Origin of the sequence: Parageobacillus sp. G301 (assembly GCF_030268025.1) — a bacterium.
Taxonomy (GTDB): Bacteria; Bacillota; Bacilli; order Bacillales; family Anoxybacillaceae; genus Parageobacillus_B; species Parageobacillus_B toebii.
Genome location: NZ_BSDB01000002.1, coordinates 445,537 through 466,585 on the forward strand (window position 1 = coordinate 445,537; position 21,049 = coordinate 466,585).

27 protein-coding genes and 1 pseudogene are annotated in these 21,049 nt (G+C 42.8%); 26 read left to right on the forward strand and 2 right to left on the reverse strand.

Annotated features, from left to right (window positions below):
• Nucleotides 1-51: 51 nt before the first annotated feature.
• From QSJ37_RS10830 to QSJ37_RS10915, 17 genes and pseudogenes are all read left to right on the forward strand, one after another.
• Nucleotides 52-897 carry a DegV family protein gene (locus QSJ37_RS10830; protein WP_285755165.1) on the forward strand — a complete coding sequence of 282 codons (846 nt, stop codon included), beginning with the start codon at nt 52-54 and terminating at the stop codon, nt 895-897.
• Between the two features lie 69 nt (nt 898-966).
• Nucleotides 967-2,466 carry an ATP-dependent helicase ComFA gene (locus tag QSJ37_RS10835; RefSeq protein ID WP_285755167.1) on the forward strand — a complete coding sequence of 500 codons (1,500 nt, stop codon included), beginning with the start codon at nt 967-969 and terminating at the stop codon, nt 2,464-2,466.
• On the forward strand, nt 2,463-3,170 hold the full coding sequence (locus tag QSJ37_RS10840) for a ComF family protein (protein WP_285755168.1): 708 nt from the start codon (nt 2,463-2,465) through the stop codon (nt 3,168-3,170). The genes QSJ37_RS10835 and QSJ37_RS10840 overlap by 4 nt, the downstream gene beginning before the upstream one ends.
• A gap of 60 nt (nt 3,171-3,230) precedes the next feature.
• Nucleotides 3,231-5,087: a hypothetical protein gene (locus QSJ37_RS10845; protein ID WP_285755169.1), complete on the forward strand. Its 1,857-nt coding sequence runs from the start codon at nt 3,231-3,233 to the stop codon at nt 5,085-5,087.
• Entirely contained in the window at nt 5,084-5,332 is a 249-nt protein-coding gene (locus tag QSJ37_RS10850; protein WP_205424661.1) for a flagellar biosynthesis protein FlhB, read from the forward strand. Before QSJ37_RS10845 ends, QSJ37_RS10850 begins: the two co-directional genes overlap by 4 nt.
• An 11-nt stretch (nt 5,333-5,343) precedes the next feature.
• On the forward strand, nt 5,344-5,781 hold the full coding sequence (locus tag QSJ37_RS10855; protein ID WP_285755170.1) for a YaaR family protein: 438 nt from the start codon (nt 5,344-5,346) through the stop codon (nt 5,779-5,781).
• 56 nt (nt 5,782-5,837) lie between these two features.
• Entirely contained in the window at nt 5,838-6,248 is a 411-nt protein-coding gene (locus QSJ37_RS10860) for a TIGR03826 family flagellar region protein (protein ID WP_285755171.1), read from the forward strand.
• A 93-nt stretch (nt 6,249-6,341) separates the two neighbouring features.
• Nucleotides 6,342-6,605, forward strand: coding sequence for a flagellar biosynthesis anti-sigma factor FlgM (flgM, locus tag QSJ37_RS10865; RefSeq protein ID WP_285755172.1), 264 nt, complete (start codon nt 6,342-6,344; stop codon nt 6,603-6,605).
• Nucleotides 6,606-6,662: 57 nt separating this feature from the next.
• Nucleotides 6,663-7,157, forward strand: a complete 495-nt coding sequence (locus tag QSJ37_RS10870) for a flagellar protein FlgN (protein ID WP_285755173.1) — start codon at nt 6,663-6,665, stop codon at nt 7,155-7,157.
• 26 nt (nt 7,158-7,183) lie between these two features.
• Nucleotides 7,184-8,749, forward strand: a complete 1,566-nt coding sequence (gene flgK / locus QSJ37_RS10875; protein ID WP_285755174.1) for a flagellar hook-associated protein FlgK — start codon at nt 7,184-7,186, stop codon at nt 8,747-8,749.
• A gap of 11 nt (nt 8,750-8,760) precedes the next feature.
• Complete coding sequence (gene flgL / locus QSJ37_RS10880) at nt 8,761-9,660, forward strand: flagellar hook-associated protein FlgL (protein ID WP_285755175.1); 900 nt, start codon at nt 8,761-8,763, stop codon at nt 9,658-9,660.
• Nucleotides 9,661-9,708: 48 nt separating this feature from the next.
• Entirely contained in the window at nt 9,709-10,299 is a 591-nt protein-coding gene (locus QSJ37_RS10885; RefSeq protein ID WP_285755176.1) for a DUF6470 family protein, read from the forward strand.
• A gap of 17 nt (nt 10,300-10,316) precedes the next feature.
• On the forward strand, nt 10,317-10,754 hold the full coding sequence (gene fliW, locus QSJ37_RS10890) for a flagellar assembly protein FliW (protein ID WP_285755177.1): 438 nt from the start codon (nt 10,317-10,319) through the stop codon (nt 10,752-10,754).
• 15 nt (nt 10,755-10,769) lie between these two features.
• Complete coding sequence (gene csrA / locus QSJ37_RS10895; RefSeq protein WP_285755178.1) at nt 10,770-11,018, forward strand: carbon storage regulator CsrA; 249 nt, start codon at nt 10,770-10,772, stop codon at nt 11,016-11,018.
• The gene (locus QSJ37_RS10900) at nt 11,015-11,200 is read left to right on the forward strand and encodes a hypothetical protein (RefSeq protein ID WP_043906094.1); all 186 of its coding nucleotides are present in this window, start codon (nt 11,015-11,017) and stop codon (nt 11,198-11,200) included. The genes csrA and QSJ37_RS10900 overlap by 4 nt, the downstream gene beginning before the upstream one ends.
• Nucleotides 11,201-11,354: 154 nt before the next feature.
• A complete protein-coding gene (locus QSJ37_RS18100; RefSeq protein ID WP_483313600.1) occupies nt 11,355-12,986 on the forward strand; it encodes a flagellin N-terminal helical domain-containing protein in 1,632 nt (543 codons plus the stop codon).
• A gap of 349 nt (nt 12,987-13,335) precedes the next feature.
• Nucleotides 13,336-13,449 (forward strand): annotated as a pseudogene (locus QSJ37_RS10915) (flagellin); the annotation flags it as partial.
• A 411-nt stretch (nt 13,450-13,860) separates the two neighbouring features.
• Here the strand turns inward: QSJ37_RS10915 and QSJ37_RS10920 are convergent.
• Nucleotides 13,861-14,736 carry a DNA endonuclease gene (locus QSJ37_RS10920; protein WP_285755180.1) on the reverse strand — a complete coding sequence of 292 codons (876 nt, stop codon included), beginning with the start codon at nt 14,734-14,736 and terminating at the stop codon, nt 13,861-13,863.
• A gap of 650 nt (nt 14,737-15,386) precedes the next feature.
• Here QSJ37_RS10920 and QSJ37_RS10925 point away from each other — a divergent pair.
• The 7 genes from QSJ37_RS10925 to QSJ37_RS10955 all read left to right on the forward strand — a co-directional run bounded on the left by QSJ37_RS10925 (nt 15,387) and on the right by QSJ37_RS10955 (nt 19,481).
• A complete protein-coding gene (locus tag QSJ37_RS10925; protein WP_033026284.1) occupies nt 15,387-15,647 on the forward strand; it encodes a hypothetical protein in 261 nt (86 codons plus the stop codon).
• The gene (locus QSJ37_RS10930; RefSeq protein ID WP_285755182.1) at nt 15,644-16,030 is read left to right on the forward strand and encodes a pepsin/retropepsin-like aspartic protease family protein; all 387 of its coding nucleotides are present in this window, start codon (nt 15,644-15,646) and stop codon (nt 16,028-16,030) included. The genes QSJ37_RS10925 and QSJ37_RS10930 overlap by 4 nt, the downstream gene beginning before the upstream one ends.
• 285 nt (nt 16,031-16,315) lie before the next feature.
• Nucleotides 16,316-16,675 (forward strand): flagellar protein FlaG, encoded by a 360-nt coding sequence (gene flaG, locus QSJ37_RS10935; protein WP_285756108.1) that lies wholly within the window; start codon nt 16,316-16,318, stop codon nt 16,673-16,675.
• 15 nt (nt 16,676-16,690) lie between these two features.
• A complete protein-coding gene (locus tag QSJ37_RS10940; RefSeq protein ID WP_285755184.1) occupies nt 16,691-18,301 on the forward strand; it encodes a flagellar hook-associated protein 2 in 1,611 nt (536 codons plus the stop codon).
• 26 nt (nt 18,302-18,327) lie between these two features.
• Nucleotides 18,328-18,729 carry a flagellar export chaperone FliS gene (fliS, locus tag QSJ37_RS10945; RefSeq protein WP_285755186.1) on the forward strand — a complete coding sequence of 134 codons (402 nt, stop codon included), beginning with the start codon at nt 18,328-18,330 and terminating at the stop codon, nt 18,727-18,729.
• On the forward strand, nt 18,729-19,082 hold the full coding sequence (fliT, locus tag QSJ37_RS10950) for a flagellar protein FliT (protein WP_285755188.1): 354 nt from the start codon (nt 18,729-18,731) through the stop codon (nt 19,080-19,082). Before fliS ends, fliT begins: the two co-directional genes overlap by 1 nt.
• Before the next feature lie 12 nt (nt 19,083-19,094).
• On the forward strand, nt 19,095-19,481 hold the full coding sequence (locus QSJ37_RS10955) for a DUF8042 domain-containing protein (protein ID WP_285755189.1): 387 nt from the start codon (nt 19,095-19,097) through the stop codon (nt 19,479-19,481).
• Between the two features lie 36 nt (nt 19,482-19,517).
• Here QSJ37_RS10955 and QSJ37_RS10960 read toward each other — a convergent pair whose 3' ends face one another.
• Complete coding sequence (locus QSJ37_RS10960) at nt 19,518-19,646, reverse strand: hypothetical protein (RefSeq protein ID WP_483313601.1); 129 nt, start codon at nt 19,644-19,646, stop codon at nt 19,518-19,520.
• A gap of 276 nt (nt 19,647-19,922) precedes the next feature.
• On the opposite strand from QSJ37_RS10960, the gene hpf reads away from it, so the two are divergent.
• Nucleotides 19,923-20,471, forward strand: a complete 549-nt coding sequence (gene hpf, locus QSJ37_RS10965; protein ID WP_015865067.1) for a ribosome hibernation-promoting factor, HPF/YfiA family — start codon at nt 19,923-19,925, stop codon at nt 20,469-20,471.
• Between the two features lie 63 nt (nt 20,472-20,534).
• Nucleotides 20,535-20,945 carry a hypothetical protein gene (locus QSJ37_RS10970; RefSeq protein WP_062679068.1) on the forward strand — a complete coding sequence of 137 codons (411 nt, stop codon included), beginning with the start codon at nt 20,535-20,537 and terminating at the stop codon, nt 20,943-20,945.
• Nucleotides 20,946-21,049: the final 104 nt, after the last annotated feature.

The following is a 21,049-nucleotide window of genomic DNA, read 5'->3' on the forward strand; positions in this document are numbered from 1 at the left end:
TTTTCGTTACAATAGGTAATAAAGACTAATGGACGAGGAAGGTAGGAACGGATGAAAACAGCAATTGTGACGGATAGCACCGCTTATATTCCGAAAGAATTGCGCGATAAGCTAAGGATTCATATGATTCCGCTGAGCGTCGCGTTTGGCGGGGAGACGTACCGTGAGGAAATCGATATTACGACCGAGCAGTTTTACGAAGAAGTGAGGCAACAAAAAGAATTGCCGACGACATCCCAGCCAGCGGTTGGCGAATTTGTCAAACTATTTACATCGCTTCGTGACGAAGGGTACGATGCGGTCATTAGCATTCATCTATCGAGCGGCATTAGCGGAACATACCAAGGCGCGCTGACGGCAGGAAATATGGTCGATGGCCTGCAAGTGTACGCGTATGATTCGGAAATCAGCTGCATGGCCCAAGGTTTTTACACGATCGAAGCAGCGAAGATGGCGCTGGATGGGAAAACGCCCGAGGAAATCATCGCACGGCTTGATGAAGTGAAAAAAACGTTGCGTGCTTACTTTATGGTAGACGATTTGTCGCATTTGCAGCGCGGCGGAAGGTTGACAGGCGCACAGGCGTTCATCGGCGGACTGCTGCAAATTAAGCCGCTGCTTCACTTTGAAAATAAAGTGATTGTTCCGTTTGAAAAAATTCGCACGCGCAAAAAAGCAGTGAAACGGATTGAAGAATTGTTTGCCGAAGACGCCGCCAAAGGAGTGCCGCTCAAGGCGGCGATCATTCACGCGAATCGTCCAGACGAGGCGGAACAATGGAAGCAGGAACTGGCAAGCAAGTATCCGCATGTCGAATTCATGGTGAGCTACTTCGGCCCAGTCATCGGAACCCATCTTGGCGAAGGTGCGTTAGGACTAACATGGTATCAACCGTAATCTTGCTGATCCCTATGCCGCAAAGCTTTATGCGGCATAGGGATGAACAATATGAAATGGAGGGATCATATGCGTTTTATCGTGGATGAAGGAAGGTTGATCCCCGAAGCATTGGCCAAAACCAATGACCGAACTGCTAAACCGATCAGCCACATCGATGTCACGTCTTCTATCCCGCTGCACCCCGAGTTTCATTACTCCCCAGAACTCCTTTCTTTTTTGGAAGGAAAACAGCTTCTCCTTGAAGAACTTCCGTTCCCCCTTGATCTCATTCAAGCACATTATGAACATGGCTATCTTTCTTACGAAAAAGGAATGATGAAAACAAAACATGGATGGCGCTGCATAAGGTGCGGAAACGAGGAGAATCATTTTTACGCCTCATTTCCTTGTGCACGCTGCCAAACGGTTTGTACATATTGCCGCAAATGCATTATGATGGGACGTGTCAGCGCATGCACCCCGCTGGTCGTATCCCGCTTTTCCTTCCCTCAAGCTTGCTATTTTTCCCCGCTTTCCTGGAACGGAATATTATCCCAAGGCCAGCAGCGTGCTGCCGATGCGGTGGAGGACGCAATCGTGCGGAATGACGAATTGCTCGTATGGGCGGTTTGTGGCGCTGGAAAAACGGAGGTATTGTTTCCAGGCATCGCGCGGGCGCTTGAGATGGGAAAGCGCGTATGTATTGCCACACCAAGAACCGATGTTGTGCGCGAGCTTGCCCCTCGCTTGAAACAAGCATTTCCAGGCGTCCCATTGATCGCCTTGTACGGCGGCAGCGACGACCGCGGCAAATTCGCCCCTTTTGTTATTTCCACCACCCATCAGCTATTACGTTTTTACCGCGCTTTTGATGTGATGGTGATTGATGAAGTCGACGCCTTCCCGTATTCGATGGAACCGATGCTTGAATATGCTGTCGCAAAAGCGCGCAAAGAGACATCCAGTCTTATTTATTTAACGGCAACTCCTCATCCAGCTTGGCAGAAAGAGATCAAGCGCGGCAAACGAAAAGCGGTCACCATTCCCGCCCGCTACCACGGTTTTCCCCTTCCTGTCCCGTCCTTCGAATGGTGTGGCAACTGGCGCAAGCAGTTAAAGCGCAGGCGTCTTCCCCGCAACGTCATCACCTGGGTGAAATTGCGCATTGAAACAGCAAAACAAGCGTTTTTATTCGTCCCCCATATTGATGAGCTCGAGCAAGTTGTACGTATATTGAAACAATTAGACGAGCGGATCGAAGGCGTTCACGCGGAAGATCCGAAGCGCGCGGAAAAAGTGCAAGCGTTTCGTGACGGTCGCATTCCGCTTCTTGTCACTACGACGATTTTGGAACGCGGCGTGACCGTTCCGAACATTGACGTTGCCGTGCTTGGCGCGGAAGACCGCATTTTTACGGAAAGCGCGCTCGTGCAAATTGCCGGCCGCGTCGGGCGAAGCGCTCAATTTCCAAACGGTGACATCCGTTTTTTCCATTACGGAAAAACGAGGGAGATGGTCGCGGCGAAACGGCAGATTGAGAGAATGAATAAGGAGGCGTCGGAAAGGGGGATGTTGAAAACGCAATGAATTGCTTGATTTGCCATACGCCGTACAATCCGATGGTGAGTTGGCGGCATTTTTTGACATTAGAAAAGGCGGATTGTCTTTGTTCAAAATGCCGCAATGCGTTTATGAGGATTAACGGAGAAATTTGCGATATGTGCGGTCGCCCGTTTGCAGACCTTGAACCATCCCATCGCCAAGGTCGATTATGCATGGATTGTGTCCGTTGGCAAGAGGACGACGAGTGGAAAGATGTGTTGACGAAAAATCGGTCGGTGTATATGTACAATGAATGGATGAAAGAAGTGGTTGCGCTTTGGAAATTTCGCGGCGACTACGCGATGGCCGAAGCGTTTCAAGAAGAGTTTCGCCGTGAATTTTATCGTCATTTTGACCATACCTTTCTGATCGTTCCGATTCCCCTCAGCGCCGAGCGGCTGTACGAGCGAGGCTTTAACCAAGCAAAGGCGCTGGCCGAGCTACTTGCTCTCCCCATCCACGATATCCTCACACGCCATCACCTCGAAAAACAATCCAAAAAATCGCGCCGTGAGCGGCTGCGAACGGAAAACGTCTTTCAGTTTTCGGGAAAAATGCCTTTACAGGACAAGCATATTGTGTTAATCGACGATATTTACACGACAGGGACAACGTTAAGGCATGCGGCGAAGGTGTTGCTCAAGGCTGGCGCTGCTTCTGTTTCTTCGTTTACATTGGCAAGAGGTTAATATCGAAGACAAACATGCCGATATTAAAAATAGCAAGGGATAGAGCGGAGCGTGAAGTAAATGCAAATTCGCAACGATTTGATCATGAACGAGTCAATGACAAATCCATTCCAGTTTTCCTTGAAAGAGGGGGAAACATTTTTCGCGACCATTAAGGAAAAATTAAGCAACAATGAAGCAATTATAACTGTTAAAGGGCAGGATGTGCACGTTCGTTTTCAAGGCGAAATACCGAATGAAGATCAATTTGCTGTGCAAATTATCGGCATAAAAGATCATGTTTTACAAGTGCAGGCCGTACCAAAAACAGTGGAAACGAATGAAGCAGCCACTCGGTTGCTCCCTGTCAGCGAATTAGAGAAAGCGGAACAAATCTTGTTAGCGCAAGGAATTCGTCTATCTAAGGAAGAAAAAGCGATATTAAGACGTTTTTTCGAAAAAGCACAGGGGACGCTGGATGAAAAACTGGAAACGATACAGGCACTTGCGAATAAAAAGCTTGAAGTGACCGAATTGCATTTACAGTCTATCCATGAAACACTGCATGGTGAGCCATTTGGCGAGATATTAATGCAGTTGGCAGATCATCTCGATCTCTTGCCGCATTTACAATCTTCGGAGGAAAACAACCGAGAGTCTGTTAACAATGAAACAAAGATTTTCAACTCTCAAACTGAAACAGAGTTATTAGAAGATCAAAGGATCTCACAAAAAGATCGCATTTCTGCAGGAGCAGAAGCAACGAATGAACAACAAACGGAACTGCCGTATTGGAATGAGGAATGGTTTCAAACCATCCCCGTCCAATCCAAAGATATGATCGTTAAGACGATTACAGAAAAACTCTCGCAAGCGGCGCTTGATTTTAAAAAGCTGCAAATAGAGATGAATAAGAAGTTAGAAAACGCAACATTTTTATTGAACAGTGGACAAACATTGGCGCGACAGCAGGCAAAAAAATTCATTGAAGCCGTGATTAATACGTTAGACCGTGCTATTTTGCAAGGAGAATTTACGCTTTTTACCGACATGAAAACGGAGAAGCAAATGCTTCAAGCAAGTGCAAAATTGGCGGAAGCAAAGCAGCTGCTTACTGAAGGAAAGCCGAGTGATGCTTTAATAATCGTGAATGAAGTGAAAAATTTGCTTGGAGGGCTTCGCTTTCAACCAGCGGATGTAAAAATAAAGCATTTTATTTCCGCTTTTCATTTCAACGAGCAAGAAGTGATGCCGAAGCAACAGCTTCTTTTGCAGCTGGCAAGAACATTAAAGCTTCCGTTAGGCGAAGAAGTTTCAGCACGGAGTATGTTTGAGCAATTTCGGCAATTAGGGTTTCAATATGAACAAGATATTTCTCGCGCCTTATGGTTGAAGCAGCCAGCCATGGAACCGCAAAACATAAAGATGGTGTTAATGAAATTAAGCCAAGGAGAACTTGGCATGATCGCACAGCAAGCCGAGCATGCTTTAATGAATATGACAGGCCAGCAGCTGTTGAGTAAATTTGATGCTAACCATCATATGCAAACGATGTTTTATCAATTGCCGATATTATTGAGCGATCAAATTGAAACGGTCCATATTTATTTAAACTCCCGAAATGATGGAGGAAAGCTTGATTGGCAAAATTGCAGCCTGTACTTTTTACTGGATACAGAAAAATACGGGAAAATCGGCATTTTGCTTCAAGCATTGGAACGAAATTTAACGATTACCATTAAAACGGACAATGCACAACTTGCCGAAGCATTAAAATCGTTAACAGAGATGGCTAAAGAAAATTTGGAGGCAATCGGCTACAATGTAAAAGGGATTGCTTTTGCGAAAATGAATGAACAAGGAGAAACAAAAACAGTGGCAGAAACAACGAAAGAGAAAGAAACAAACAGAGAGAAAGGTTATGATTGGACGGTATGAAAAACGGTTATCCACATTATTTTTCCGCGTTGACGAGTTATCAAAAAGGGGCTGATCAACTGTCGGAGTCTAAAAGCAATACTGTCAACGAAATCATCAAGCAGGCGCAGCAACAAAACATTCCCATGCAAACCGATTCGTCGCTTGTCAAGCATTTAGCGGATCCAGAAAATCGCGTTCCTTCACAGCTCTATGCAGTCATTGGAGAAATTTTAAAATTAATTAAGAGCATCGAACAACAATAGGGGAGATTCATGTGGAAATTCAAAAAATCACCAAAGCAAACATGATGAACGTAAGCAAAAAAGAAGCAGCAGCATCAGCGTCTGTATCGTTTGCCGAAGTCGTGGCAAAGCAAAACGAAGAACTTGCACTGGAACGGTTTCAGCAACTTGCGAAAGAAATTGAAGAACAAGGAAAAGTTTTGGCAGAATCGCGTTCGGTGGAAGAGTTGAGAAAATATAAAAAACTTGTGAAAACGCTGCTTGATGACGTGGTAAAAAACGGTTTGCAGCTATCCGAACAGCACGGTTTCAATTGGAGCGGGCGCTCGCGGCTATATAAGATTGTGAAGGAAGTGGACAGAAAGCTAATTGATTTAACGAATGCCGTATTGCAAAAAGAAAAACAAGGGATTGACCTTTTAAGCACCATCGGGGAAATTCAAGGATTGATTATCAATATTTATACGTAAGCGTTTTTTATTTGTCTTATAATGAAGGAAAGAGAGAAGTAGTGGGAGGGGAAACAATGAATTTAGGAAATTGCCCAAACTGCGGAAGCCTATTTGTAAAAAGTCCGTTTCGCGATATTTGCGAGAGCTGTTATAGAGAAGAAGAAGAGGCTTTCGAGAAAGTTTACCGCTTTTTGCGCAAAAGGGAAAATCGCATGGCGACGATGGTGCAAATTGTAGATGCAACGGGAGTGAAGGAGTCGCTGCTGATGAAATTCATTAAAAGCGGACGTCTACAACTCGCTCAATTCCCGAATTTAGGATATCCTTGCGACCGCTGTGGCAAACTGATTCGCGAAGGAAGACTGTGCGCAAACTGTTTAACAGACTTAAATAAACAATTAGAAACGCTGCAGCAGGAAGAAGAAATGAAAAAACGTCATCAGATGAGAAGCGTTTATTATACGAAAAAGGACGATGAGAATTAATTTTCATTTCTTGTAAACAATTTTTTTCGTTTGCCGATAATATAGGTAGGAGATACGGAAGCGGCATAGAGGCATGGAAAAGGGGGGATTTTCATGAGAATTGACAAATTCGGCTTGATGGGCGTTAATCCTTACAGACGCCAGTTCGATAAAGAGATGCAGGCGAAAAAGCCTGTAGTTAAACAAGATAAAGTGGAAATTTCTGCAACGGCGAAAGAGCTACAGCAAATTTCTCAATGGACGGTCGAGCATCAAGAGAAAGTGCGCAAGTTAAAAGAACAAGTGCAAAACGGAACATATCAAATTGATGCGAAGGCAATTGCAAAAAGTATATACAAATATTACTTTGACAATTAAATCAGTATTCACACAATACTGGTTTAATTTTTATGTACTTTATAGGGAGAGATTGGATTGTCTGCCAAACAATTAATAGAGTTGCTAGAAAAGCATGTGAAACTGCATAAAGGCTTGCTGGACTTAGCGAACAAAAAAACGGAAGTGTTAAAGAAAGGCGATATGGAAGCATTGAATGAAATTGTGAAAGAGGAACAAAAGTATATTGCGGCAATTAAACAAATCGAGAGGGAACGGATTCTTACTGTTGAAAAGATCATAAACGCATTAGGCCATACGCAAACAGAGCCGACATTAACGGCATGTATTGAACTAGTGCAAGAAACGGAACGTTCCGCTTTAGAAAGATTGCGAGACAATTTGGTGGCGGTCGTTGCAGATCTTAAAAACATTAATGAATTAAATCAACAGCTCCTCCATCAATCGCTGCAGTTTGTCAACATGACGTTGGATATGATCATGCCGCAGCCGAAAGAAGTGAATTATAGAAAACCGAACATGGCGCCATCTTCATATGAAGGCAGCAGTTCGTTATTTGATTCAAAAGCTTAGAGTTTCAAGCATTGGGGGAAAATGTAATGCGATCAACGTTTCATGGCTTAGAGGTAGCCAAACGAGGCATGTTTACGCAACAATCAGCGCTATATGTAACTGGACATAATATTGCCAATGCCAACACACCTGGTTATTCACGCCAACGTGTCAATTTTGTGCAAACAGAACCGTATCCGCCAGCTTCGATGAATCGTCCGCAAATCCCTGGACAGATGGGGACGGGGGTCGAAGCGGGTTCCATTGAGCGGGTGCGTGAAAGTTTTTTAGATATTCAATATCGCGGGGAAAACAATAAGCTTGGCTACTGGGAAGCGCGAGCAGACGCACTAAAAAAAATGGAAGATATCATGAACGAGCCATCAGACAGCGGTTTATCGAAAACGATGGATCAGTTTTGGCAAGCGCTGCAAGATTTAAGCGTGAATCCGGAAAATGAAGGGGCGCGTTCGGTTGTGCGCCAGCGCGGATTGGCGGTTGTGGAAACGTTCCACTATTTAGCTGACTCATTGACATCGATTCAGAATGATTTCGCGAACCACATCAATGTGACGATCAAAGAAATCAATTCTATTGCTGAACAGCTTTACAAAATCAATCAACAAATCGGAGAAATCGAGCCACACGGTTATTTGCCAAACGATTTGTACGACGAACGTGACCGATTGTTAGACCAACTATCTAACTTAGTCAATATCAAAATTGAGGCTAAGCCAAGCGGCGGGAATGCTTTAAAAGTTGCCGAGGGCATATACGATGTATACATCGTGGACGATACCGGCAATCAATATTTGTTAGTCGGTGGAAATCAGTCTTATAAAACGCTGTCTATTCAGCCAAGCAATGCAGCTAATCCGGAAACACCAACAGGTCCAGTAACCCAATTAGTATTAAAGGACGTCACCACTAATAGCACTACTAATATTCCATTTACCTCTTCCGGTAAGCTTAAAGGGTTGATTGAAGCTTATGGATATGTAGATGGACCAGACGTCAAAGGCATTTATCCAGAAATGTTGAAAGACTTAGACAACCTTGCTTATTCTTTCGCAAAAAGATTTAATGAAGTACATCAACAAGGATACACGTTAAATCCGAGCAATAAGGGCGGTTTGTTTTTTGAAGATCTCTCGAAATTAGCAGGCGCAGCCAAAGCGATCCAGCTTTCTTCCAATATTGATGATTTAAACAATATTGCGGCATCATCCCAACAAAATGAACCTGGTAACGGGTTGAACGCGATTAAGCTTGCTAACGTGAAAAACAGCAACTTTGCCAACTTGCAAGATCCTGTTCCGGATCCGTCCATCACATATCCCATTACCGCCGGAACATTACAATCGTATTATGAGGGAATGATCGGGAAATTGGCGGTCGATGCCCAGCAAGCGAACCGTTTAATGAATAACTCGGAAGTGCTGAGACAATCGGTGGAGGAAAGAAAACAGTCGGTCAGCGGGGTTTCGTTAGACGAAGAAATGACGAATATGATTAAGTTTCAACATGCCTACAATGCAGCAGCTAGAACGATCACTGCTATTGATGAAATGCTTGACAAAATTATTAACGGTATGGGAGTCGTTGGAAGGTAGGTGAATAAAACATGCGTGTCACGCAATTCATGTTAACACAAAATATGTTAAGAAATTTAAGCCAAAGTTACGCAAGGCTAGGGAAAATTCAAGACCAGTTGGCCACTGGCAAAAAAATTGCGAGACCGTCGGATGACCCGGTTGTCGCGATCAAAGGAATGGCGTACCGAACCAATTTGACAGAGGTAGAGCAATTTAAGCGGAACTTTTCCGAAGCGCACAACTGGATCGATACGGCAGACTCTGCTTTAAACGAAGCAACGCAAGTGTTGCAGCGCATAAGAGAACTCGTTGTGCAAGCAAGCAATGATACGTACGAAACATCACAAAGGCAACATATCGCAAGCGAAATCGGCGAATTGAAGGATCATTTAGTGTCGATCGCCAATACACAAGTAGCCGGCAAATATATTTTTAACGGTAGTGATACGCTGAATCCGCCGGTCAACTTAGCCAATTCGACTAATAAAGTGTCGACGAACTCAGAACAAGTGAAAATTGAATTGCTAAAAGGCATTGAAATTCCGGTGAACGTGGATCCGACCAAGATTTTCACCTACAGCACCACCCCGGGCGGCGGCTTATTCAGCGACATTGAAGCGTTAGAAAGGGACCTTCAAGCCGGGAAAACAGGACAAGATCTTAATAAATATTTGCAGTATCTCGATAAGCATTTAAGTAACATTTTATCTGAAAGAGCGGAACTCGGTGCCCGTAGCAACCGGATTGAATTAATGGAAGCGCGTGTGGACGAACAGGAAGTCATCGCTCATCGGATTCTCTCTGATAATGAAGACGCTGATATTGAACGTGTCATCACTGATTTAAAAACGCAAGAAAGCGTGCATCGCGCTGCGCTAGGTGTAGGTGCCCGCATTATTCAGCCGACGCTTCTTGATTTTTTACGTTAAGCTATCTTGCGAGGACAAGATAGCTTTTCCTCTAGGAGGGAATAAAATATGCAACTGCCGCAAATTCGCTTGCAGTCTACCTTTGCAAAGATCGCGATCAAGACAACACCGCCTGTGCTGGAAATCAAACAGCCGCCTGCAGAGCTTGACCTGCAGCAACCTCCGGCGGAAATGAAGATTGAAACAAAACCAGCCAAACTAACCATTGACCAAACGAAAGCATGGGAAGACATGGATTTGAAACATATTTTCCGCCGCATTGAAGAATTTGCGCAACAAGGTTATGAAGATTGGTTGGAAGGCATTGCTCGCATGTCTCGGCAGGGAGATGAATTAATGAGGATTGAAGATGACGGCAATCCAATCGCCGAGCAGGCAAAAGAAAACAGCGAGGACCCGATATACGACTTCAATATTGGCTGGATTCCATCTCTCTTTAGTGTCAAAACGAACTTTGAACCAGCGAAAGTGCACATTGATCTAAAAGTCAATAAACCGATTAATCATACAAAAATAAACAAGCCGATCATTAACTATACACCGGGGAAAGTGACGATAGATCTTGCGCAGTGCAATTCATTAAAAATCGATTTCGTCAACTTACGATTTGTTGGTACTAATTTTGAAATTTCAATTTAATAAAAAGGTGTGAAACGATGAGACTTCGTACAAATTATCATGGTGAAGTTGAAATTAATGAAAAGGATATTTTTCATTTTGAGCACGGCATTCCAGGTTTTTTAGACGAAAAAAAGTTTGCCTTATTGCCGCTTGAAGATACGCCGTTTGTCATTTTACAGTCTGTCAAAACGCCAGCGCTTGGGTTTGCGATGATTGATCCGTTCGTGTATTTTCCAGATTACGATATTGAACTTGATGAGCACACGGTAACGCAACTTGAACTTTCTTCAGAAAAAGAAGTGATAGTATATGTCATTCTCACGGTGGCCGATCCGTTTGAAAACACGACCGCGAACTTGCAGGCACCGATTGTCTTAAATTACGAAAAGAAACTCGGCAAACAAGTGATTTTAACGAATACACCGTATAAAACGAAACATCGGCTATTCCCTGAAAAGGTCGAGGCGAAATAAAGGAGGCGGGAGCAGATGCTAGTGTTAACACGCAGACTCAAAGAAGCGATTCAAATCGGAGATGACATTGAGATTAATGTTCTCGCCATTAGCGGTGACCAAGTCAAACTTGGCATCAACGCGCCGAAACATGTCGAAGTCCACCGCAAAGAAGTTTATCTTGCCATCCAAACCGAAAACAACGCCGCCTCCCACGTCTCCAAATCATCGCTCGAGCAGTTGAACGAGCAATTAAAACAATGGAAAGGGGGGAAACAAGCATGAGCGTCAGCATCGGCGGAGTGCCAGTTCAAGGCGTCGTTGCGCGCATTGTGCAAGATAATAAGGCCATTGCCGAACAAGCCTTAAATGAAATAATTAACAAACATAAAGACGACCCAGCGCACATCATCAAAGAAATCCAACAGCCTTCGCCATTTTCTCAATTTCTCGACATCAAAATCTAAAAAATTTGCGCCAACCTATTAAACTTCCAAAAAACAAACCGATATAAAAAATGAACGTGGCATAGAGAAGAAAGGCGGCCGACTTTCTTCCTATCCGCGAAATCTATCATTCCACAAGGACGTGGAAGAAAAAAATTTCAAGGAGGAAAAGAGTATGAGAATTAACCACAACATTGCGGCGTTGAACACGTATCGCCAATTAACTGCTGGTACTAATGCTGCTTCGAAATCAATGGAAAAATTGTCTTCTGGTCTTCGCATTAACCGTGCTGGAGACGATGCAGCAGGTCTTGCGATTTCTGAGAAAATGCGTGGGCAAATTCGTGGGTTGGAGCAAGCTTCTCGAAATTCCCAGGACGCAATCTCGCTCCTTCAGACGGCAGAGGGAGCTTTGAACGAAACGCATGCGATTCTTCAACGTATGAAAGAACTTGCAACACAAGCTGCTAACGGTACCAATACAGATTCTGACCGTGCTGAAATTCAAAAAGAAATTAACCAATTGACTTCTGAAATTAACCGTATTGGTAATACAACTGAGTTTAACACTCAGAAACTATTAGATGGTGGAGCATCTGCAAATGGGATTAGTGCAGGTACTACTGATGCAATGGGAGTAGCTGCTACAGGTGCACAAATTAGGGGATTACAGGCGATAGATTTAACAGCTGACTTTACTGGAGGCGGTACAGAAACACTTTCTGTTACTATAGGCAGTTCAACTTATTCCATTTCTCAAGACACTATGAAAGTGCTCTGGGGAGATGGTACAGGCAAAACTAAAGATGATTTAATCAATATTTTAAGCAACTATATGGTTGATGGTAGTAATAATAAACTTGGGGATGTTGCTACAATTTCTATCTCTGACTCAGGGATTTTTACAATTACAAATAAAACTGCTGGTACAAGTCAAACTATTCAACTCCAAACGTCAAGCACTAATACAGGTTTTGGGCAATTAATAGGGATTTCTGATGCAACAACAGCTGTAGATATTACTGCTGATGGAACTGACCAAATTGAAGCAGTAATTACGGGTTCAAAAACTGTTGCACTTACTGACTCTATTAATGCATCAGATTGGGCAGGTAAATCGTTTACAGTTGAGGTGAATGGTAGAACAGCAACTGTAACAATTGCAAATGATTTTACAGGTACACAATTATCAGATTTGGTAAATGCGTTCAATACTGCTTTTGATGCAACTTTTGAAGATGGAGCAGTAGTAGCAGCAGTTACTGGCGGTAAATTTACCTTTACAACGGATTCTACTGCGTTTACTTCTGACGTAGGAGATGGGGTACAGCCTTCATTAAGAATTTCAGGAGATAACTTAGATAAAATTTTAGGTTCAGTAGCTGCAGGTTCTTCTGAAGTTGGTGGAACTTATACTCAACGGTTCCAAATTGGCGCAAACCAAGGTCAAAGTTTTGAAATCCAAATCGAAGATATGCGTGCGCAAGCATTAGGCATTTCAGGAACAGTTTCAGGCGGAAACCAAGGTGCAGTAGATGGTGCGAAATTTACAACCGTTAAAGGTGCTACAAACGGTACTGACAGCGTTGGTACAGAGTATGCGTTAGATGTATCTACTTTTGAAACTGCATCTGCAGCAATTAAGGTCTTAGACAATGCTATTCAAAAAGTTTCTGCTCAACGTTCACAACTTGGTGCATACCAAAATCGTTTAGAGCACACTATCAATAACCTTGGAACTGCAGCTGAGAATTTAACAGCAGCAGAATCTCGTATCCGCGACGTAGATTATGCCTTAGTTGCTTAAGCAGCGACAGGCACAGTCGTCCTAGCTGGAAACGGCTAGGAGTATTACCGGGTGAATTGCTGGAAACCCCTTATAGCCTTTGACGCCACAACGTAGCTGGAAACGGCAGACGTGATGGCTCGAAAAGTCAAAGGATTGGGCAACCAGCAGCCAAGCTCCTGTCCCGAAAGGGTGGAGAAGGTTCAACGACTAGGACATACCGCCTAAGGCGAGAAGCTATGGCGATGAAGTCCGTAGGGTGAACAGGATCCCTCCATCGTCCTGTATCATCCGAAGCGCCCGGCCCCTAACAGGTAAAGCTGAGGGTGAAGATGTAGTCTGGTCCCGTCACGAAAGTGAGGGTGGCACGATGGCCAAAGAAATGATGGAGTTCACGAAAAACAACATCCTTACACAAGCAGCACAAGCGATGTTGGCTCAATCTAGTCAAATTCCGCAAGCGGTGTTGCAACTGCTTCGGTAATTTGATTAGAAGGGCGTCTTAGCTGGAAACGGCTAAGAGGATCACTGGGTGAATTGCTGGGACCCCCTAAAGCTTTCCTTGCCACAACGTAGCTGGAAACGGCAGGCGTGACGGCTTGAAAAAAGGAAAGATGCAACAATGGGCAACCAGCAGCCAAGCTCCTGTCCCGAAAGGGTGGAGAAGGTTCAACGACTAGGACATACCACCTAAAGCGAAACGCTATGGTGATGAAGTCCGTAGGGGAGGCGAATAGCCGAACCGAAGTGCCCAGCCCCTAACAGGTGAAGCTGAGGGTGAAGATATAGTCTACACAACGTTCGAAAGACGTTGAGGCATGGCAAGCCAATCAACAACCACAAGGAGTATTGCAATTGCTTCGTTAATCGTACACAAACGAAAAGAGACCTTAGGTTATCTAGGGTCTCTTTTTTCATGAACACCGTATTTGTCTTTTATCTCTCTCCATTTATACACAACGGACCAATAGCTTCTTTGCAGAGCATCGGCGATTTCTTGAATCGTAGCTCCTTTCTGCTTCATTTCTTTCAGTAGCTGTATTTCTCCAGTGGAATACGGTTTTACACGCTCGGAGCTACTTGTCAACAATTGAAAATCAGGAAATTTATTCTTCCATTTCTGTTTTTCTATGTTGAATCGCTTGTTCCAGTTAGTTTTATAATACATTGACGGACAGGTATAGGTGACAGGGGCGATAGCGTCTAAGAAAAGAAATGTATCTTTGACTGATGTCGTTTTTAAAATATTACCTTGACCATCGGGGCGTTTGCTTAAGCGAAACGTGATGCCGAAATGAGTGAAAATGTGGTTCTGTAATTGCTGTAGTTCGTGGGGCGGGTAACATTGCAAGTAGAGATAAATATGTGGTGTTAAATAAATACGCTTCTTTTGCCGATTTACTTGGGAAGAAATGCAGAGAGAGCCATCGTCCATATACAAAACGGAAAGAAAATGCGGCAACGTACAATATGGTAACAAGGAAAGCGGTATGTGCTTAGAGCCGTCATCGTGATAAAAATGAGGATATAACTTTGTAAACAATGGCAGTGATGATGAACGGACGCATTGACTTTTATGCGTGATATATAAAAGGTCGTTAAAAAATGAAACTTTCCATCTTCGATATTCTTCTTGATCGATACCGAAATGTTCCCGATAACTATGGTTTTTCCTTCGGCTATTATAAAGCTTTGTAATTTCTCCATCACCAATAATGCTGGCGATTAAAATGTTTTGTTGTATAGGAGTTAACTGTAAGAAATCGTGCATTTATTTCACCTCTTAACAGAACATATGTTCTATATAAATTTATTATAAATGTATCCCTCATGTTTTGGAAAGGCTTTTGACTAACTTTATGGAGTAGTGTTTTGTCGTTATAAGCTATGTGCCAACGGAATGATAGATTTTTTAAGAAAAATGGAGGAATTTCTAGGAATTTTTCAAAAGGGATGAGACAGTTTTAGAATATTAATGAGGAGAGGTATTGCTTACTAATAACAAAAAATAGCGATATTTTACAGATGATGATTATTACAATATGAGTAAAATAAATCAATTATGGGGGAGGTACGTAATAGATGGTTACCTTAGGAAGTAATTAACATTCATCGTATTGGAATTGTTAGCACTATTATACACAGGAAAAAGGAGGGTGTTCAAATTTTTAAAGTTGTCTTGGAACATACTGATTTTTATAATGGGGTAAACGATTGGAAAACATGATTAGTTTGTTTAATTTCAACAAAGTCTGAGAAGAAAAAGAATCTCGTTCCATGCGATGAAGTTTGTGTTTGGAGAAGGGAAAATGTTAAAACTGTCATCGTTTAAATTAAAGATATTGCTTTCTACGATTTTTTATATGTGTGTAAGGTGATTATTGATAAAATGGTAATAAAAAGAGATGGAGGAAAACAAAAATGAAATGGTCAGAGTTACGTAAGCAATATCCGAATCAATTTGTTTTGGTGGAGGCTATTTCGGCTTGTTCGCAAAATGGCAAACGTATCATTAAGGAAATGGCAGTGATCGACCGGTATCATAGTGTGTCTGATGCATGGAATGGTTATAAACAGCAGCACAAAACTTTTCCGGAGAAAGAATTATATATTTTTCACACAAGTAAGGAGCAAATAGAGGTAGAAGAACAATATTTTATAGGGATTCGGGGGAGAGTATGAATATAAGAATAGAAAATGGATTACCTATTGTTTCTGTCGAAATAAAGTGTGGTGAAAAAACTGTTCTTTTAACAGACGTGTTGTTGGACACAGGTTGTGCTACGACCATTTTTGATACGGATGCACTCGCACAAATTGGTATCGAATTAGATATTATTAATGGAAGAACAAAACGAATGTACGGAGTAGGTGGATACAGCGAGCTTTGTTATGAACAAATAGTAAACAACGTTATAATTGATGGAAAGGAGCTAGTATCATTTTTATTACAACTGGGAATGACCAAAGAAATATATGGTTTTGACGGAATTTTAGGCGTAGACTTTATGGAGAGAACAGGAATGATTATTAATTTTAAAAATTTCATCATCAAATATGGATAAAAGCATGTTTGAGTTTTGCCAAGAAAGTTTTGTACTTATATCCCCATCTTGTTTCTCTGCTTTAATGTGATTTTACTCTTCTATATTCCCTTTTAAGTTTGTTAGTTTTTTACTTGATGATAGCGCTGCTATTTTCAACAATTGACAAGTATTGTACGCAAGAAATGAAGTTATCATAATCCCCTGAATATGGGGTGTTTTTATTTTTCCCTCCCCCCCTTCACAACTCCCCATCTCCATCCGATATAAAACATAGATAGTGTTCATGCAAAGGAGCGGACGATGATGACGATGGAACGAGTATCTTCGCATCCTCTTTCTTATTTGTATGAAAATATTCGCAATGAAAAAGCCAGCAGCATGATCGAACCCCAGCAGCAACATCATACGAGCAATTCGGAAACAACAGCGCAAGACATTCCAAAAGAAAAACTGGAAGAAGTTGTGAAAAGCTTAAACGAATTTTTGCAGCCGAGCCATACGTCCATCAAGTTTGAACTGCATGACGAGTTACAGGAATATTACGTGCAAATTATCGATGAGCGAACGGATGAGGTTATTCGCGAAATTCCGCCGAAAAAGCTGTTGGATATGTACGCGGCGATGATGGAATTTGTCGGTTTAATTGTCGATAAAAAAATTTAACGGTGGTGAGTGAATTTGGCAAGCAACATGCGCATTGGCGGTTTGGCGAGCGGCATGGATATCGACCAGATCGTCAAGGACTTAATGAAAGTGGAACGGATGCCGCTTGATAAGTTGAAACAGAAAAAGCAAATTTTAGAGTGGCAGCGCGATGATTATCGGGAGATGAACAAATTATTACAAGAACTAGATACGCTTATTTTCGATGGGGTATTTAAGCAGAGTACATTTTTGAAAAAAACGGTTACAAGTTCGGATGAGAGTGTTGTCACCGCAACGGCAGTCAATGTTGCTGGAAATCAAACGGTTGAGCTGTCGAATATCACCCAATTGGCGACTGCTGCGAGATGGATATCGGAGCAACCTATTCAAACCACAAGTACGTCTGGAAAAATTAATCCAAACGATAAATTGAAAGACGTTACTTTCCTGGTGGAAGATAGTAGTGGGAATCCGCAAGAAATCACATTTATAGAGGCGTTTTCTTTAAAATTTGAAGTAGTAAAACCGGGAAGTTCGACGCCGGAGACAGTGGATATTTCCATTGATCCGACAGTTGATACGTTAAATAGCGTTATTGCTAAATTGAATCAAAACAGCAAATTAGGAGTTAGCGTCTTTTTCGATGAGTTTAGTCAAAAACTGGTCATAACCAAAAATGAAACAGGAGCAGGGGCTTCAATTAAAGTAATTGAAGGGGCAAGCGATGGTACTCCTGGGACAATCGGTTTTCTTAATGCACTTGGATTTGAGTCAGCCCGAGCTAATAACGAATTAACAGGAAAAGTAGATGGACAGAATGCTAAGTTTACAATTAACGGATTGCCAACCGAACGTACGACCAATACATTTACGATTAATGGTATGACTTATACGTTAAAAAATACTAAAACATCAGGAACTGTAACTATCTCTACTACAACCGATACCGACTCAATTTTTAACTCAATCAAAGCATTCGTCGACAAATACAACGAAGTCATCAGCAAAATCAACGCCGAGCTGAAAGAAGAACGCTATCGCGATTACCCGCCGTTGACTGATGAGCAAAAAGAAGCAATGACGGAAAAGCAAATTGAGCTTTGGGAAGAAAAAGCGCGGAGCGGGATGTTGCGAGGCGATTCGATTTTATCGAGCGGTTTAAGTAAGATGCGAATGGACCTTTACACAAAAGTAGAGGGTTCTAACATTACGGGCGGGTTTTCCCAGCTTGCGGAAATTGGCATTACTACCTCATCTAACTACTTGGATGGGGGTAAACTCATTATTGATGAAACGAAACTTCGCCAAAAAATTCAAGAAAATCCGAATGCGATTTACCGCTTGTTTAATAATGACAGCACCAACTATTCAGAAAAAGGCATTGCCCGCCGTCTCCGTGATACGATCAAAGATACCATCGGCAAAATCGAGCAAAAAGCCGGGAAAACGATTTGGACGAACCAGCAGTTTGCGATTGGTCGCGATTTAATTCAAATTAACGAACAGATCGATCGTTTTGAAGACCGTCTCAAAGAAATCGAGGACCGCTATTGGCGGCAGTTTACGGCGATGGAAAAGGCGATTCAGCGGGCGAACGAGCAAAGCATGTATTTGATGAACGCCTTTTTCGGCGGTTCTCAATAAAGGGAGCAGGTAAAGGAGTGAGGTAAATGGCAACGAACAATCCATATCAAAACTACCAAACGAACGCCGTGCAGACGGCATCGCCAGGCGAGCTGACGCTGATGCTATATAACGGCTGCTTGAAGTTTATTAAACTAGCGCGCAAGGCGATCGAAGAAAACAATATCGCAGCGCGAAACGAAAACTTGATCAAAGCGCAAAACATTATTCGTGAGCTGATGGTGACGCTCAATATGGAGTATGAAGTCGCAAAGTCGATGATGCTCATGTACGACTACATTTACCGCCGGCTTGTCGAGGCAAATGTGAAAAACGATGCGGCGATTTTAGATGAAGTCGAAGGATATGTGACCGAGTTTCGCGACACATGGAAGCAAGTGATCCAAATCAACCGGCAGCGTCAATACGCACAAGGCGGGCAGGCGTAATGAGCGTTGTCACTACGTTATTTCACGTGACGAAAGAGCTGCGGGATCTCGTGTGCGCGCCGGTTCCGGCGGAAAAGCGCGAAGAGACGATTGAAGCGATCGAGCGGCTGCTTGCTCAAAGGGACGAGCTGTTACGGGAGCTTCGTCCGCCGTATAGCGAGGAAGAACAGCGGCTTGGCCGGCAAATTGTTGCATGGAATCAAGAGATTGATGCGAAGTTGCGGGAGCTGAAGCGGCAAATTCAGCGCGATTTGGCGATGGTCCGTGAGAAAAGGCGGGCCAATACCCATTATACGAACCCGTACGAGCAATCGCTTGCGATGGACGGGATGTTTTACGATAAAAAACGATAGGTTGTGATAGATATGACGGTGTTAACACCGATGCAAATCGAAATGGTGCAAAAATACGTGGAGCTTCTCGATACGATCGAGGAAGGGTTTGCGTATGTGGAAGAAAGTTTCGTAAATTATGAGCGGACGCAAGGAGACGAGGTGCTTGCCAATATTTTTATGGCATTGGCGAAGATTAACGAGACGAACGTGCATTTATGCCGGTTGTTCGCCGAGGAGACGGACATCGTTCATCACTTGCGGCTATTTTCCGATGTGTTGGAAGAAGCGTATAAATTAGATGGAAATTTTGGCGATCCGAACATGAAGCAGCGCATCGTCGAGCAGCATCTTTCCCCCGCGTTTCAAGCGTGGAAGATGATCATCACCCAGCTGTTAAAACGATATGTCGAACAATGAAAACACCGAGTCCCATGGCGTGGGGCTCGGTGTTTTTTATACGGCTTTGACGATGGTTACATTGATTTCTTTGCGTAAATCAATTTCGTACGGGCTTTTTAATTCTTCCCCATACGGGTTTTTAATGATGCGCACGATCGGTCTGAGCGGAAAGTCGGGAAACACTTTCGATACGACGCCGACATATCCGGTGTTTCATCCGATTGTGTAGAGACGATGAAATAAGCAAATTTTTGCATGTTGCCGCATTTTGAATGGTAAAATGGAATTGGTAATAAAGAATGGGGTTAGGAAAAACGATGTTATTCTCTGAGTAATATTGCCACATTTCCTTCTCGCTTTCACAAAATTTTCAAAAACATTTTGCTGATTCAGGCAGGACCTTTGTTGGGGTTTGTAGAATATTAAACACATAGCCTTAATAAAAAGGAGTGATCAGCGATGATCTATAACATTCGCGGGGAAAACATTGAAGTAACTCCAGCATTGCGTGAGTATGTCGAGAAAAAAATTGGAAAATTGGAAAGATACTTTGAAAACACAGAAGATATTCATGTTCACGTTAATTTAAAAGTATATAACGATAAACAAGGAAAAATCGAAGTGACGATCCCAATGCCGCAACTGTTGCTTCGCGCGGAAGAACGCCATGACGACATGTATGCGGCCATTGATTTAGTAGCGGATAAATTAGAAAGACAAATTCGTAAACATAAAACGAAAGTAAATCGTAAATTACGCAATAAAGAAACAAAACAAGTGCTTGTCACGCAAAACAACAATCCTCCGGTAGAGGAGAATGAGGAAGAAGAATTTGAGATTGTCCGCACGAAACATTTCAGCTTAAAACCGATGGACAGCGAAGAAGCGATTTTGCAAATGAATTTGCTTGGTCATAACTTCTTCATCTTTACAAACGCGGAAACAAACCGCACAAACATCGTGTATCGCCGTAAAGATGGAAAATACGGCTTAATTGAAGCAAACTAACCCTCATCCCCTGCCGACAGCCGGCGGGGGATGTTATAATATGGAGGAAGGAGGGGAAAAACGATGGAGGCGCTTTTGCGGCAGATTTTAGTAAAATTGGACAAGATGGAAACGAATGCTGAACAATTTCAAGTAGAAGTTCGCGATCGTTTTGATCAAATTGACAAATGTTTCGCAACGATAGAAGCTCGGTTGGGACGTCTGGAGCAAGGGATGGAAGAGGTTGACGGACACCTTGATCGTATTGAAAATGATATGGTTGATGTGAAAGGGCGGCTCGAACGGGTAGAACGGGAACTATGTGAGGCGAAAGAAGCATTATTTCGTCTAGAAAATCAAGTTGCTGACGATGTGCATGCTCTGTTGAAAAATATAGATAAGAAAGTGGAAGAAAAAGGGTTTGAAATATATGCGATCAACAAACGTCTTTTGCATGTAGAAGGAGCTATTGAACAAATTCAATCCCAAGAATGAAGCTACTCCAGTTCTTCTTTTCCGCATTTTCCTCCCCGGTTCATCCCCGCGTCTTAGTTGTCACCCATTCATGTACGTGATATTATGTAAATTAGTGATTCTAT